The following is a 13,768-nucleotide window of genomic DNA, read 5'->3' as shown; positions in this document are numbered from 1 at the left end:
CTCTTATTGTTCTGTCAGGGCGTGCACGCTGACGCCGTGTTCGAGCTGCGCCAGTTGCGCCTGGTCGCCGATACCGAAACCGATCTGGGTCACCGCCTGGGCAGCGATCGCGGTGGCGGTACCCAGGGTCTGTCGGGCCGGGTGGCCGCTGAGCAAACCATGGAGCATGCCCGCCAACAGCGAGTCGCCAGCGCCGACGGTACTCGCCACGCTGACCTTCGGCGGCTGGGCATGCAGGGGCTCGCCCGTGCTGAACCAGTTGACCCCTTCGGCCCCCTGGGACACCACCACGTGCTCGATACCCTGGGCCTGCAGACTGGCAGCAGCCTCGGCCTGCGCCTGGGCAGTCTCTGCCGGACGTTGCAGGACTTCGGCGAGTTCCTCGGTATTGGGCTTGACCAGCCACGGCGCAGCGGCCAAACCCGCTTGCAAGGCCGCGCCGCTGGTATCGAGGGCGACCTTCAGCCCGAGTTGTTTCAGGCGCAGCAACAGCGCCTGCAACCACTGCGCACTGACACCGCGCGGCAGGCTGCCGGCAACCACCACGGCATCATGGCCGGGCACGATCCGCTCCAGCGTCTCCAGCAAGGCCTGCTGGGCCTGCTCATCGACCTCCGGGCCCGGCCCATTCAGATCGGTGACGCGGCCATCCTGCTCGGCCAGCTTGATGTTGCTGCGGGTTTCCCCCGGCACGCGAACGAAAGCATCGACAAAACCACGGCGGGCAAACAGCGCCTCGAACGGCTGCTGGTTGTCCTCGCCGAGAAAGCCGCTCACGGTCAGTTGATGACCGAGGTCGGCCAATACCTGGGCGACGTTCACGCCCTTGCCGGCCGCGTGGGTCAGCAACGACACCGTGCGGTTGACCTGGCCGGGCTCCAGCCGTGCCAATTGCACGGTCAGGTCCAGCGCCGGGTTCAGGGTCAGGGTCAGAATCCGCGCCATTACACCGCCTCCACCAGAGCACGCACCTCATCGGCGCTGCCCACGGCCAACGCCGAGCGGGCTAGAGCCTGGGCCGCCGGCAGGGCCAGCTCGCGCACACGCGCCTTGACCTCGGGAATACTCCGCGCGGCCACACTCAATTCGTCGACACCCAGGCCAACCAGCACCGGCACCGCCAGCGGGTCGGCGGCCAGCTCGCCGCACACGCCCACCCACTTGCCATGGGCATGGGCCGCGCGCACGGTGATGTCGATCAGTTGCAATACTGCCGGGTGCAGGCCATCGGCCTGGGCCGACAACGTCGGGTGGCCACGGTCGATGGCCAGGGTGTACTGGGTCAGGTCGTTGGTGCCAACGCTGAAGAAGTCCACCTCGGCCGCCAGCACCGGGGCCAGCAGCGCGGCCGACGGCACCTCGATCATGATCCCCAGTTGCAGGTCGGCCACCGGGATTTCCTGGCGCAAGCGCTCGGTCATGTCGCGGGCCTGGCGCCACTCGGCGACGCTGCCGACCATCGGGAACATGATTCGCAGCGGACGGTTGTCGGCGGCACGCAACAGCGCGCGCAACTGGCTCTCCATGATCTGTGGCCGCTGCAGCGTCAGGCGGATGCCGCGCACGCCGAGGAACGGGTTTTCCTCCTTGGCGATCGGCCAATAGGGCAGCGGCTTGTCGCCACCGACATCGAGGGTGCGCACCACCAGTGGCCGGCCAGCGAGGCCGTCGAGCACGCGACGGTATTCGGCTTCCTGGGTCGCCTCGTCCGGCGCTTGCGGATGGGCCATGAAGATCAGCTCGGTACGCAACAGGCCGATGCCTTCGGCGCCCTGCTCCACCGCAGCAGCAACCCCGGCGCTTTCGCCGATATTGGCGAAGACCTCCACCGCGTGCCCGTCGCCGGTCAGCGCCGGCTCGTGGCGTTGTTCGGCGGCCAGGCGCAGGCGCTGCTCGCGAGTGTCGCGTTCCTGCAGCGCACGCTGCAAGGCAGCGGCATCCGGCGCCACATGCAGCCGCCCGCGCAGGGCATCGAGCAACAGCGTGGTGCCCGAGGCCAGCAACAATACCTCGGCGCCGGCGCCAACCAGCGCCGGAATCCCCAGGGCCCGGGCGACGATCGCACTGTGGGCGGTGGCACCGCCACGGGCCGTCAGGATGCCCGCGACCCGTGCCGGATCGAGGCGCGCCACGTCCGACGGGCCGACCTCATCCATCACCAGCACATAGGGTACGTCCGGCTCGGCCAGGGTCTGCACGCCGCACAATTGCGCGAGCACCCGCCGACCGATGTCCCGCAGGTCTGCCGCACGCTCGGCCAGCAGGGCATCTTGCAGGGACTCTTGCTGGCGCGCCGCGGCCTCGATCACCGCCATCCAGCCGGCCTCGGCGCTTTCACCGAGCTTGAGCCGGCTATCGACCTCATCGGTCAGTTCCGGGTCGTCGAGCATTTCCTGGTGGGTGATGAAAATCTCGCGAATCGCCTTGGCCTTGCTGCGCTGGATCAGCGTTTCAATATCCTGGCGCACCGCGCCCAGGGCTTCTTGCAAGCGCTGGCGCTCGATGGCGGCAGACTGGCCGCGCAGCGGGTAGTCGAAGACCTGGGCAACCTGGACATGGGCCGGACCGATGGCGATACCCGGCGCAGCAGCGATCGCCTGAAGTTGGCTGCCGGCAGTCGGCGCGGTCAACACCACGGGCGGTTCTTCCACCGGGGCGCTCACAACCGCGACTTCCGGCAAGGGTTCGACTTCTTCACCCAAGCCTTCCTCCACCGCGGCCAGCAGCGCCGGTAGCGCATCGGCAGCAATGGTCGGTTCGGCGATGAACTCCAGCACCTGGCCGCGGCGGGCACCGAGGCTGAGCAGCTTGCTCAGGCTCTTCACCGAGACGGCACTGCCCGGCGCATCGACGATGCGTACACGAATATCACCCTCGAAACTCTTCGCCAGTTGCGCCAGCACCTTCGCCGGGCGAGCGTGCAGGCCATGGGCGTTGGCCAGGCCGATTTGCGCGCTCGGCCAGTCGGCCGGCAGCTCGCCGCCCAGCACCTCCAGTACGGCACGGCTGCTGGTGGCGCGGCCCAACTCATGGCCACGACCTTCGATCAGCAGCGCACAGAGGCGCTCGAGCAGGGCCTGGTGCGCCTCGCCCAAGCTGGCGAGACAGAACAGCCCGTGCAACGGCTGGCCAAGGTAACGAATCGGTTTTTCCGGCGTGACGAAAGCCAGCCCCGGGCGCTTGACCGTCTGCTCGCTGTGCAGCCACCACAGGCCGTCACCCAGCGGCAGGGCTTCGACCTGCTGCAACACCGCGGCAAAACCGTTGCTCACGCAATCGGCCTGGCGCAGCAGGCGGGCACCGCGCCACACCAGTTCCTCGAAGTCTTCGGCGACCACGCCGAGGCCGATCATCTGCGCGTCCAGTGCCAGCTCCTGGGGCGCGCCCTGCAGCAGCTTCAACAGCGCTTCGGCGCTGCTGGCCCGACGCAGGGCCTGGCCCAGGTCAGTTTCGCCAAGGGCGCGGGTGAGCAGTTGCAGCAGGCGCAGGTGTTCGTCGGATTTCGCCGCGATGCCGATGGCCAGGTAGACGATCTGCCCGTCCCCCCAGTCCACGCCCTCGGGAAATTGCAGCAGGCGCACGCCGGTGACGTGCACCAGGTCGCGGGTTTCTGGAGTGCCGTGGGGAATGGCGATGCCCTGGCCGAGAAAGGTCGAGCCTTGTGCTTCACGGGCCTGCAGGCCAGACAGATAACCCTCGGCGACCAGGCCGTCGGCCACCAGTGAATCGGCGAGCAGTTGCAGGGCGGCAGACTTGTCCACAGCCGACTGGCCCATGGAAATCTGCTCAACGGTGAGCTCGAGCATGCCTTTCTCCTATTCAGCGTCCACGGCTGGGCGCTAGGTATTGTTTTGAATACATCAGCTTAGGCTGACCGGCCGAGAGAGGTGCAACGGTCTTTTGGCAGGACCGGGACACGGGGCCGTGATCGCCTGTAAACACGCTTGCTGAAACGTTTAATCAAGAATATAGGACACGTTACTCGATTATTGTCCGACGTAGAAGCCCTGCCGGTCGGTAACGTCGCATGGAGGGCGTTCTGGATTCTGGAGGGGTGGGCAAGGCATGAGGGCCTCTTCGCGGGCAAGCCCGGCTCCTACAGTACGGTGGCGTGAGCCTGTTTTGTGTACGACACGCCTCCTGTAGGAGCGTGGCTTGCCCGCGAAAGGGCACTGGAGACCGCCAAAAGCTTCGCGGGCAAGTCACAGGCTCGATCGTACCCATGCTCCGCGTGGGCACGCAGCCCGTGACGCTCTGAGTCACTTGGGCGGACGCAGAGCGTCCTGGGAGGTATTCCCACGCGGAGCGGGAGAAAGATCAGGGCTAGATGCCCCCTCCAGCAAAGCATCCACCACCGCCCTCGCCATCTCCATCGAGTGCAACATGCCCCAGAACAACGTGCGCTCCACCGGGTTGGCATGCAGGCTGATTTCGTCACCGTTCAACTCGGCGACCTCCAGCAACTTCGATACGTAGCTCAGCGCATCATGAGCCGTAACGCCGGGCTGGATGGCAAACAGCGTGGGTTTGAGCGGGTCGGCGGGGTCGACGGTCCTGGACAGGGTCAACGCGAGGGAATCAAGCAATCGGGCCGCATCTGGCCGCGTGGGCTCATCGAAAACGGGAGGAGGATCGGGGGTGATTTTCTTGGCCATGGTGAATCTCCTGACTGTTGTAGGGGATCTCCACGCTCGCTGCGACACAAGGGTGGCGAACTGTACGCAGGTTCGCAGACCGGTCAGTCAGGAAAAAACCGGCAGGCATAAGCCTCCTGCGCACAGCCCACCATAAAGCAGACATGAAAAAGCCGCATTACGCGGCGCTGTGCGCCCGACTGAAATACCGGGCTGCGAAACCCGTATCGCTGATTTGGCAGCGACAACGGGAATGTAGACACGGCACCGAGCGCACTCAATATTCTCCCACGCCAAAAACACGTAGGAAATATAAGTTCTTTTTGAAAGCTGTTTCTCCGCATTACCAGCCTCCCATCAAGCCATGGCAACCGGATGCCTGGCCTGATGACCTCACCCTGTGGCGAGCTGGCTGGCCCGCGCGGGGTCGCGAAGCGGCCCCAAAAACCGCCCACCCGGTGCATCAGGCGCAACGCAGTGGCAGGTTTTGCGGCCGCTGCGCAGCCGAGCGTGGGCAAGCCCACTCGCCACAGCCTCACACGGTTCCAGCACCCTGGAGCCGATCAGGCGCCGGGGCCTCAGACCTGTTCCCCAGCAACCCACGCCGCAGCCCCTTCCCAGTGTCATTGCTCGAAAATAGGATACGATCAACGAACATGCAGCCATGAGCTACAGCTAACAAGGAATCATCCGCTTGAAACTCAGTGATATTGCTCAACTGGCCGGGGTGTCCGTTACCACCGCCAGTTACGTCATCAATGGCAAGGCCGAGCAACAGCGCATCAGCAGCAGTACCGTGGAACGGGTACGGGCGGTGGTCGAGCAATATGGCTTCACCCCCAACCCCCAAGCCGCCGGGCTGCGTAGCCGCAAGACGCGCACCCTCGGGTTTATCCTGCCGGACCTGGAGAACCCCAGCTACGCGCGCATCGCCAAGCTGCTGGAGCAAGGTGCCCGGGCCCGCGGCTATCAACTGCTGATCGCCAGTTCCGACGATGACCCGCAAAGCGAACGCGAGCTGCTGCAACTGTTCCGCGCCCGCCGCTGCGATGCGCTGTTCGTCGCCAGCTGCCTGCCGGGCGAAGACGACAGCTATCGCCAACTGCAGGAACTGGGGCTGCCGATCATTGCCATCGACCGGGAAATGCAGCCGGCACACTTCTGCTCGGTCATCAGTGATGACCACCAGGCCAGCCTGCAACTGACCCGCAGCCTGCTGCAACCCAAGCCCCGGCATATCGCCCTGGTTGGTGCCCGGTCCGAATTGAGCATCAGCCAGCAGCGGGCCGGCGGTTTCCAGCAGGCCCTGGACGGTTTCGCCGGCGAAGTGCTGATCGAGCATGGCGAAGCCTTCAGTCGCGAATGCGGCCGCGAACTGATGGAAAAGCTGGTCAAGCGCCTGGGCCACCTGCCCGATGCGCTGGTGACCACGTCCTACGTGCTGCTGCAGGGCGTGTTCGATGCCTTGCAGGCGCAGCCGCTCACCGCGCAAGCGCTGCGCCTGGGCACTTTCGGCGACACGCAGTTGCTGGACTTCCTGCCGCTGCCGGTCAACGCCATGGCCCAACAGCATCAACTGATCGCGGAAAAGGCCCTGCAACTGGCCCTCGCCGCCATCGAGGAAAAACACTACCAGCCCGGCGTCCAGGCGATTGTCCGGACCTTCAAGCAGCGGATCCGCGAGGCTTGAACATGGAGCTGATAGACACCCACACCCATCTCGATTTCCCGGACTTCGATGCCGACCGCGGCGAACTGCTCGAACGCAGTCGCGCCCTCGGCGTCGGGCGGATGGTGGTGTTGGGGGTCTATCGGGACAACTGGCAGCGGGTCTGGGACCTGGTGCAAGGCGACCCGCAACTGCATGCGGCACTGGGCCTGCACCCGGTGTATCTGGACGACCACCGCCCAGGCGATATGAGTGACTTGCGCGACTGGCTGGAGCGCCTCGCCGGCCACCCGCAACTGTGCGCGGTGGGCGAATTCGGCCTGGACTACTTTCTCCCGCAACTCGATCGCGAACGCCAGCAGGCGCTTTTCGAAGCGCAACTGCAGCTGGCCGCGGAGTTCAACCTGCCCGCCCTGCTGCACGTGCGGCGCAGCCATGCCGCAACCATCGCCACCCTCAAGCGCTTTCGCCTGGCACGTGGCGGGATCATCCACGCTTTTGCCGGCAGCCGCGAGGAAGCCCGCGAATACCTCAAGCTGGGATTCAAGCTCGGCCTCGGCGGTGCCGGCACCTGGCCACAGGCGCTGCGCCTGAGCAAGGTGATCGCCGACTTGCCGCTGGACGCGGTGGTACTCGAAACCGATTCGCCGGACATGGCCCCGGTGATGTACCCCGGCATGCGCAACAGCCCGGAACACCTGCCGGCCATTTGTAAGGCCATCGCCGACATCATGGGTGTCAGCGCCGAGGCATTGGCAGCGGCCAGCACCACCAACGCCTGCGCAGTGTTCAACTGGTCAGTGAACCCGGCCTGAGCGCCGGCTGCAGAATCAGGGTCATCCGCTGCCGATAGCGGGCGTAGCGCAGGGTCGCGAAGTACAGCAGCAGCGCCAGCAGGGAAAAGTTGAGCTGCTCGACCACAGTGATCAGCCCGATCCACTCGCACACCAGCGCGACCAGCAACGAGGCACCGATCAGTACGATCAGGCTGGCCTTGAGCAGCGACAGCGAGTCCAGCACCCTGAAGCGCTTGAGCTGTTTCGGGCAGTTGAGTTCCAGGGCCTTGCTGCAGCAAACGCAGGCGAAGCTTTCATTGATGGCAATCGCATTCAGGTGCCATGCACTGAGGTCAAATGTGCCATTGCAGTGGGCACACCGCCCCTTGATGCCCATGAGCGTCTCCGTCAAACCTGTTCCTCCCTAGGCTGGATCAGTGAATGTTCGCTCATCCTGAGCAGAAAGATCGGCCACTGAAGAAAACAGGATTCTGACTACACGCCAAGCAATCAAGTACTACAGACTATTCCAAGCATCAGACCCGGAAAGCACCGATCAGTTGCTTCAGTTCGACCACCTGGGCCGACAGTTGCCGGCTGGCGCTTTCGGTCTGGTGGGCGCCATCGGCGGTGCGCTCGCCAGCCCGGTTGATCTCGACGATGTTCTGGTCGATGTCGTGGGCCACGGCGGTCTGCTGTTCGACGGCGGCGGCAATCTGCTGGTTCTGGTCGACGATCATGCCGACGGAGCCGAGGATGTTTTCCAGGGCACGCTGGACCTTTTCCGACTGCCCGACCGTGCCATCGGCCATCTGGTGGCTGACGCCCATGGCCTTGACCGCTGCGCCAACACCGCCGTGCAGCTTGCCGATCATCTGTTCGATTTCCTCGGTCGATTGCTGGGTGCGCTTGGCCAGTGTGCGGACCTCGTCGGCCACCACGGCAAAACCGCGCCCCTGTTCACCGGCACGTGCGGCCTCGATCGCGGCGTTCAGCGCCAACAGGTTGGTCTGCTCGGCGATGCTCTTGATCACTTCGAGAATCTGGCTGATGGACTGGCTGTCGATGGCCAGTTGATTGATGACCTGCACCGACTGGTCGATCTCGCCGGCCAACTGGGCGATGCAGCCTTGCTGGGACTCCACCAGGGCTCGGCCGCTGAGGGTTTCGTCATTCACGCTGTGGGCACTGCTGACCGCAGCGGCGGCACTGCGTGCCACCTCCTGGGCGGTCGCCGACATCTGGTTCATGGCCGTGGCGACCTGCTCGATCTGGCTACGCTGGCCGGCCACCGCCTGGTTGCTGCGGGCCGATACCGACTCCACCTGCCCGGCCTGACGCTCGACCTCGCCAACGGTCTGCCCGACCCTCTCGATCAGGTCGTGGATCTTCGCCACGGTGCCGTTGAATACCGCACCCAGCTCGCCCAGTTCGTCGCGGCTGTGGGCGACGAAGCTGACCGTCATGTCCCCCGCCGCAACCTTGTCCATCATCTGCCCGAGGCGACGCAGGGTGGTGCGGGTCGAGGCGTAGAAGCCGCCGTAGAGGTAGACGATCGAAAGAAACACCACCGCCAATGCCACCACCAGCAGGAGCATCTGCAGGCGTTTCTGCTCCAGGCGCTGCTGCAGTTCCTGGGCGAAGTAGGCCAGGGTCGCATCATTGAGCTGGTAGGTCTGGGCCATCACACTGCTGACCTCGTCATAGAACGCCGGCCACGGTGCCTCCAGGGTTTCGGCCATCACCACCTGCTCCTCGAACAGCTCGCTGGCCTTTTTCAGCGAGGCCTGGCTGGCGTTGGCCAACGAGTCCAGGGCGGCGTGGGCATTGCGACTGCCGCCGAGGGCATCCTGCAGCTTGAGGGCGTATTCGGCCTGCAGCTTCTCGATCTGTTGCAGCAGCTCGTCGAAGCGGGTACTCGATGACGAATTGAGAAAGCCCTGGCCCAGGGAATAGGCGCCCATGGCGCGGCCCTCGCCGAGGGTCTGGGTGACTTGCGGGGTGACGCTGGTAATCAGTTCGCTCAATTGGCGCAGGTCGCCCTGGCCATCGCGACTGAGCCCCGACTGGCTGACGACGATCTTGCCGAAGATCTGCGCCTTGCCCAACAGCTTGTCGATCAGCGCGCTCTTGCTCTGCAGGGAGGTTTCGGCTTGCTGGGCCTTGAACCCGGCGATCAGCTCATCACGCTTGGCGGTGAACAGCGCCAGTTGCTCCGGATCGCCAGTCACCGCGGTCAAGCCTTGCAGGCGGCTGAGCACGTGCTGTTCGAGTTGGCTGATGCGCCCCTCGAGATCGCCGGCCTTGCCGGACTGGCCGAGCACGGCGTTGATCTGTACCTGGTTGTTCAAGGTCTCCAGGTCGCGACGCAGAATCAGGCTGCTGCCGAGCAGGTCGAGGCTTTGCAGCTCGACCTGGGTGGCGGAGAACTCGCGGTAGGAATCGCGCACCAGGTAGAAGTTGGTCACCAGCATCGGGACGAAGAACAGCACGCTGATCAGGCTGAACTTGCTCCCGAAGCTCAGGCGGTTCATCAGGGCGACGGCGGGAAACAGCAGACTTTTCACTAGAACGCTCCCTTTCCTAATTATTTTTATAGTGGCAGCCGCGGCGGGGGCATAAAGCCAGTATCCGCAGCGACTGCTTGTATAACTTAATTTGAAAGGGAGTTTTGTAACTTAAGGTTAACCGGCCTCGCGGTGGCCGGTTATCGAATCAATACCGTCCACAGCGCAAAGCCGGCATACCAGAGCACCGCCGCCCGCAGCAGCAGTTCCCAGAGGCTGTCCAGGCTGGTGACACCTTCGGGGCCGGCCAGCGAACCGGGTGCTTCGCCCCCCACGCGGCCAACTTTTTCGATCAGTTGCCGGGCAGTAATGTCCCAGTTGAGCAGTTCGTGCAGCATGATCCGGCTGACCGCGACGAAGTTGCCGACCAGCGCCAGGCTTGCAGCGAGCAGGCGTACCGGCAACCAATCGAAGGCATGGCGCAACAAGGTGGCGCGCTCGGCCAGTGCCGGGTTCTGGCTGTGCTCTGCCGCCAGGGCCAGGAGGCGATAGCTCAGGGCCGCCACCGGCCCGAGCAGGAAATACCAGAAGATGACCGCGAAGAAGCTCTGGTAGGCCTGCCACAGCAGGTAGCCCTGGACCTTCTCCAGCAGTTCTTCGCCGTTGTCGGCGCAGGTGAGGTTCATGTCGCGCCGGGCCACGTGCACACCCGCTTGCAGATCACCGCGCCGCCAGGCATCACGGAACGGTCCCAGCGCCGCCAACAGGTCACCCCGGCCCAGGCTGTAGACCACCACCAGCAGATGCACCGGCAGCGCCAGCAACCCATAGGCCAGCGGTTGCAGCACCATCAGCAACAGGCCAAGCAGGACCACCGGCAACAGCACCAACAGGCCCAGGATCAACCAAGGCCGTTGCCCCCAGCGTGGGCTGGACTCAAGCCGGGCCAGTTCGCCCAGCCAGGCGCCATCACGCTGGACACGCTGGCGCAAGGCCGAGAATTTCTCGATCCACACCGCCAGCAGCAGCACCAGAAAACTCATTGTGACTCTCCTTTTTCCAGCAGGGCGGCGCGAAAACGCCCCCAGTCAAAGCCCTCGCCCGGATCGGTCTTGCGCCCCGGGGCGATGTCGCTATGGCCGCAGATCCGTTGCGGGGTAATGCCCGGGTACGTCGCCATCATCTGTCGGGTCAGGGCAACCAGCGAGGCATACTGTGCCTCGGTGAACGGCAACTCGTCGGTGCCTTCCAGCTCGATACCCAGGGAAAAATCATTACAGGTCTCGCGCCCCTCGAAGCTCGACACACCGGCATGCCAGGCGCGCTCCAGACAGGAGACAAACTGAGTGACCTTGCCGTCACGCTCAATCAGAAAATGCGCAGACACGCGCAGGTGAGCGATGCCATCGAAGTAGGGATGTTCCGTAAAATCCAGACGATTCTGGAAGAACTCCTGTACTTTTCCGCTACCGAACTGTCCCGGCGGCAGGCTGATGTTGTGGATCACCAACAGGGAAACTTCCCCTTCGGGGCGCTCGTTGAAGTTGGGCGACGGGCAGTGAACAGCCCCCTGGCACCAACCCGTGGCGGGATCCAGCTGCATACAGATTCCTTCGAGGATGAAAGCGACGGCCCCAGTATGCCGTGAGAGCAGCCACTATGGGCAGCGACCGCGCAGAAAAACCTCAGCGTTTCTTCAGGCGCCGCAGGTTGCCGATGACCGAGGCCAGCGCCCGGTCGAACAGCAACGTGTCATCGAGCAGCCGAACCGCACCGCGCCGGAACTCGACGGCCAGGCCTTGGGCAGTACGCTCCAACACCTTCATGCCGGTGCGGTTGACAAAGATGTATTTTCCGGTGGGTTCGACGATAGCCGCCAGCTTGCACCGCAGGCCGCTCTCCTCGTCCTCGCGGAACTCTACCCAGTTACCGATATGCAGTTGCCGAACCCAGAGCAGGCCGGCATCGTTTTCCGGCAACGCCACCGTACGGTCTTCGCGGTGACTGTCATCGGCGGCACTGAGGACGATTTCTTCCAGTACCTCGACCATCGCCGGCTGCTCCGCCTCGCCCCTGGCCGGCTCGACACTCTGCTTGGCCAGGCGCTGGAACACCTGGACGTGTAGGTTTTCCAGCTGACTGAAAAATTCGCTGGTGGCGAATGGGTCGAACGCGGCGCTGGCCAGGCCATCACGCAGTGCCTTGAGCAAACCGGGCACCAGCTCCAGCAGGCGCGGGCGGGCGTCGGCCGGGCCGTGGGGGTCGGCGCTCCAGATCAGGTCGTCCATGGTCTGCAGGCCGGCCTGCCATTCGCCGGACTGTTCGCCGTGCTTGAGCCAGACCAGCAGCAACACCTTGCTCCAGGCTTCCTCCAGCAGGCGCACGACGACTTCGGGCAGGGTCTTGCCCAGCAGCCGCTCGTTCAACACTTCCTGCACCCGCTGGCGCGCCAGTTCGGCCTTGGCCCGGCCCTCCTCGGCATCGCGGGTGCGTTGCTCGAGCAATTCGCTGCGGCGGCGCTCGTCGCTGGTGAAAGCGAGGAAATCCGTCAGCAGTTCGGAAAAGATCGCCGGGTCATCGACAAAGTCGTTCAGCAGGCGCTGGACGATCTGTTCGATACGCAGATACAGGACGTCGCGCTGATAGTCGTCGCGGGCGCCCCAACCGAGGGACGCCGAAGCAATTTCGTTGAGCAGCCGACGCGCCGGATGGCTGCCACGGCTGAAAAAGCTCTTGTCCAGCACCGCGACTTTCAGCATCGGGATCTGCAGGCGGCCGATCAGCGCCTTGAGGCAATCCGGCAAGGTGCGGTCGTCGAGAATGAATTCGAAGAGCATCGCGATCAGGTTGATCACGTCCTCGTCCATCCCACCGACGACTCGTGACTTGCCACTCTTGACGCTGACCCGCGTGAGCAACTGTTCCAACTGGTTGCGCAGGTCAAAGTCATCTGTCGCGGCCTGGGCCGGCACGTATTGCTGCAAGTGTGACAGCAGCCGCAGCAGGTCGCGGGTGGAAATCGGCTGGATCTCCGAGGCGGCGTCCAGCTTGGGCGCCACGCTGCCGCGCACATGCTGCAAGAGTTCCTGCAGCGCCGAGAACACTTCCTGGACGCTGGCATCGAGACTGGCTGCGCCCGGCCGAGCCGTCTCGGCCTCATTCTCGCGGGCCCGCGCATTCGGCGCCGGGCGATCGGTAGAGCGGCGGGCCGGCACAGCCTTGAGCTCCGGCAACACCCCGGTGGCGATCAGCAATTGGTTGGCGTCGGCGTACAAATGGTCGGCGTCGCTGAGGACGTACTTTTCGAACAACTTGAGGATGATCAGCTTGACCTTGATCTCCACGCCCAGATCGCGCCCGGCCTCAAGGAAATACTCGCAGAGCATCGCCGGACCCATGGGGTTGCTCTGGTCGTTGAGGCGCCGGGTGATCAAGGCGTTCAGCCGCGCGGTCAATTGGCTGAGGGCCAGGCCGTCACGGCTGAGTACCTTGGCAACCATCGCATCTAGGGCGACGGTTTTTTCCAGTTCGTCGTTCGGCACCAGCGCCAGCTTGTCGTAGGACATCGGCGCGGCCAGGGTCACTTCGTGGACGTCGTACTGGCCCAGGGTGGCGAAGGCGTCATCGAAACGCTCATGAAAACCACGCTCGATATGCTTGCGCTTGAGACGCAGGTCGCGCATGGCTTCGAAGAAAGTGTTCTGGTCGACGTTGTTCAGGGCCCTGTCGGCCATTTCGAAGAGCGTGTCGTCGGCATTGTCGAACAGCGCTTGCAGGCCTTGGCGCAATTGCTGGGCCGCCTTGTCGCGCACCTGAATCAGAACCACGGGCAAACGGGCGAGCGGCGACGGCGTCGCTCGTTCATCGGTGGCCTTGTGCAAAGGCACTACCTTCCCGTCGTTGTGCATCCAAGCCTCCCTCTGCGGTTCTTTGATCCAGCGTGAGCAATCGGTGTGTAGGCGGTCGCGGCGCGCGCGCTCTCGACCCGCTCCCAACCGTTGCCCAAGGCAACCGTCGGCTATCGATAATCGGAGGAATCACAGGCACGTCAAAGCTATGACGTCAATTACAAGTCATATTATCTTGCAAAAGATGTCACTTTTGCTAGCGAACTCTGCAACTCGTTTTTCATCCCGTCGTTGGGTAGACCGCCGGAGACGTAAAAAGCTCACGCGAAACGAC

General features: G+C 64.1%; 10 protein-coding genes. 2 read left to right on the top strand and 8 right to left on the bottom strand.

Annotated elements, in window-relative coordinates:
- Positions 1-3: 3 nt before the first annotated feature.
- The 3 genes from pfkB to AC6I6U_RS08955 form a co-directional block, all read right to left on the bottom strand.
- Positions 4-945, bottom strand: a complete 942-nt coding sequence (gene pfkB, locus AC6I6U_RS08965) for a 1-phosphofructokinase (protein ID WP_497881604.1) — start codon at positions 943-945, stop codon at positions 4-6.
- A complete protein-coding gene (ptsP, locus tag AC6I6U_RS08960) occupies positions 945-3,806 on the bottom strand; it encodes a phosphoenolpyruvate--protein phosphotransferase (RefSeq protein ID WP_497881603.1) in 2,862 nt (953 codons plus the stop codon). Before ptsP ends, pfkB begins: the two co-directional genes overlap by 1 nt.
- Before the next feature lie 453 nt (positions 3,807-4,259).
- Positions 4,260-4,655: a hypothetical protein gene (locus AC6I6U_RS08955; RefSeq protein WP_497881602.1), complete on the bottom strand. Its 396-nt coding sequence runs from the start codon at positions 4,653-4,655 to the stop codon at positions 4,260-4,262.
- 673 nt (positions 4,656-5,328) lie between these two features.
- Here AC6I6U_RS08955 and cra point away from each other — a divergent pair.
- Both cra and AC6I6U_RS08945 read left to right on the top strand, forming a co-directional pair.
- A complete protein-coding gene (gene cra, locus AC6I6U_RS08950) occupies positions 5,329-6,324 on the top strand; it encodes a catabolite repressor/activator (protein ID WP_497881601.1) in 996 nt (331 codons plus the stop codon).
- Positions 6,325-6,326: 2 nt separating this feature from the next.
- Positions 6,327-7,118 (top strand): TatD family hydrolase, encoded by a 792-nt coding sequence (locus AC6I6U_RS08945; RefSeq protein WP_497881600.1) that lies wholly within the window; start codon positions 6,327-6,329, stop codon positions 7,116-7,118.
- Here AC6I6U_RS08945 and AC6I6U_RS08940 read toward each other — a convergent pair.
- The 5 genes from AC6I6U_RS08940 to AC6I6U_RS08920 all read right to left on the bottom strand — a co-directional run bounded on the left by AC6I6U_RS08940 (position 7,093) and on the right by AC6I6U_RS08920 (position 13,494).
- Complete coding sequence (locus AC6I6U_RS08940) at positions 7,093-7,491, bottom strand: hypothetical protein (protein ID WP_497881599.1); 399 nt, start codon at positions 7,489-7,491, stop codon at positions 7,093-7,095. The genes AC6I6U_RS08945 and AC6I6U_RS08940 overlap by 26 nt on opposite strands.
- Before the next feature lie 124 nt (positions 7,492-7,615).
- Complete coding sequence (locus AC6I6U_RS08935; protein WP_497883005.1) at positions 7,616-8,320, bottom strand: methyl-accepting chemotaxis protein; 705 nt, start codon at positions 8,318-8,320, stop codon at positions 7,616-7,618.
- 1,466 nt (positions 8,321-9,786) lie between these two features.
- Positions 9,787-10,629, bottom strand: coding sequence for a regulatory signaling modulator protein AmpE (ampE, locus tag AC6I6U_RS08930; protein ID WP_497881598.1), 843 nt, complete (start codon positions 10,627-10,629; stop codon positions 9,787-9,789).
- On the bottom strand, positions 10,626-11,189 hold the full coding sequence (ampD, locus tag AC6I6U_RS08925; RefSeq protein ID WP_497881597.1) for a 1,6-anhydro-N-acetylmuramyl-L-alanine amidase AmpD: 564 nt from the start codon (positions 11,187-11,189) through the stop codon (positions 10,626-10,628). The genes ampE and ampD overlap by 4 nt, the downstream gene beginning before the upstream one ends.
- 82 nt (positions 11,190-11,271) lie before the next feature.
- On the bottom strand, positions 11,272-13,494 hold the full coding sequence (locus AC6I6U_RS08920) for a DUF1631 domain-containing protein (protein WP_497881596.1): 2,223 nt from the start codon (positions 13,492-13,494) through the stop codon (positions 11,272-11,274).
- Positions 13,495-13,768 lie beyond the last annotated feature (274 nt).

It is taken from the genome of Pseudomonas sp. UTLPPB19802 (assembly GCF_059730225.1).
The sequence above is the reverse complement of the archived record's forward strand: the minus strand, read 5'-3'. Positions and strand labels throughout refer to the sequence as shown.